Source organism: Acidovorax sp. SRB_24, assembly GCF_012931925.1.
In genome coordinates this window covers 1-1,816 of sequence record NZ_MWOM01000141.1, presented here as the reverse complement: position 1 = coordinate 1,816, position 1,816 = coordinate 1, and the positions used below count along the sequence as shown (strand labels likewise).

The following is a 1,816-nucleotide window of genomic DNA, read 5'->3' as shown; positions in this document are numbered from 1 at the left end:
TACCGCATCGGCGGCACGGCGGCCACCACCACGGGCGGCGCCGGCGACCTGACGCTGGGCAGCGCGGCCGGTGCCGTCGTTGCACAGGGTAAGGTTGGCGCATCGGCCATAACTGGTGGGGACCTGACGGTTAACGGCGCTTATGGCAGCCAAAAAATTACCTATGGCGCGGCATCGTCGGCCAAAGATATGGCAGCCCTCGTTAACTCACAAACGGAAAAGACGGGCGTGAGTGCCACCGCGCGCACTGAGATCGGCCTGTCTGGGCTGACTGTTGGCGACTCTTACACCTTGAAGCTTGCTTCTGATAATGCCACAGGCCAGGCTGTCACCATTTCGTTCACCGTCGGCAGTCAGCTCAACAACGACGGCTTAAGCGATGCGGCGAAGGCCTTCAACGATGCCGCGGCCAAAACCGGCGTAACGGCACGCGTCAACGACGCAGGCGACGGCCTGGTGCTGACCAATGCGGCAGGCAATGACATCAAGGTGGTCAACGACTCTGTGGCGGCTAACACAATAGATCTCACCAACGCGGATGGCACCGCCCTTGCAGGCGCAGGTGCCGCTATTGCAGGGAAGGTCGGCGCAGGCGCTTTCGGTACGGATGATCTGGTGGCGACTGGTCAGATTACGCTGGATTCGTCTAAATCCTTCAGCGCAGTGGATACCAAGGGGGGGGCGTCGGGTGGTTTCCTCTTGGCTGCAACCTCTTCTGCCAGCCAGATGCAAACGGTGCAGAACATGGACGTGAGCACGGTCGATGGCGCCAACCGCACGCTGGCCATCGTCGATGCCGCGCTGTCCGCCATCAGCGGCCAGCGCGCCAGCTACGGCGCCTTGCAGGCACGTTTCGAAAGCACGGTGAACAACCTTCAAAGCACGTCCGAGAACATGTCGGCCGCGCGCAGCCGCATCCAGGACGCCGACTTCGCTTCGGAAACCGCCAACCTGTCGCGCGCCCAGATCCTGCAGCAGGCCGGCACCGCGATGGTGGCCCAGGCCAATCAGCTGCCACAGGGCGTGCTGGCGCTTCTGCGCGGCTAAACCACGACGGGTGGGCTGGGTTCCGTCGGAATCTGGTGGCCACTGACCCGGGGCGGCGGCGAGTTTTTTCGCCGCCGCCCTGTTGCGTTTCAAAGCGCGCGTGACCTTGGATTGGCGGCATTCTTGGGTGCTTATCGGCGGGATGCAGAAGCCCTGGACTTCGATAATCCCTGGCGATACAACCCAATGCGCTTTTCAGGAGGTGGAACATGGCTAGCTTTTCGTCGATAGGCATTGGTCTGGGGGGCGGCGTGGATGTCAATGGGCTCATCAAGGCCTCTGTGGATGCCGTGAAGATCCCGATCACCAAGGCGAACGGCCTGAACGATCAGGCCACGTTCGTCAATGCCAAGATTTCCACTTTCGGGCAACTCAAGTCCATGGTGTCCAGCTTGTCGGATGCCGTTGGCAAGCTCAACAGCGTGACCGGCTGGAATGCGGTCACCACTACGTCATCGAATAAGGACGCTGTCACGGCCAGCGCGACTGGCGGTACGGTGGCCACTTCTTTCAGCGTGCAGGTGCAGGGCCTGGCAAAGGCTCAGTCCACGGCATCTGCCGCCATGTTGCCGGTGGGTGGTTATGTCGGCGCGGGCATCTTGAAGCTGGAACTGGGCAAGTGGGCGGACTCTCCTGAGGGCTTCACGGCCGGCACGGCGACTGCGGTGAAAATTTCCATCAGCGCCACCGATAAATTGTCCGATGTGGCGGGCAAGATCAACGGCGCCAATGCCGGCGTGACCGCCACGATTCTCTCGGACGCCTCCGG

2 protein-coding genes are annotated in these 1,816 nt (G+C 61.9%); both read left to right on the top strand.

Annotated elements, in window-relative coordinates; genetic code table 11:
- Positions 1 to 1,047 (top strand): flagellin (locus B2J89_RS21065; RefSeq protein WP_169170797.1); only part of this gene is annotated, 1,047 nt, incomplete at its 5' end.
- 209 nt (positions 1,048 to 1,256) lie between these two features.
- Positions 1,257 to 1,816: flagellar cap protein FliD N-terminal domain-containing protein (locus B2J89_RS21060; protein ID WP_305792662.1), on the top strand; the 560-nt coding region annotated here is incomplete at its 3' end.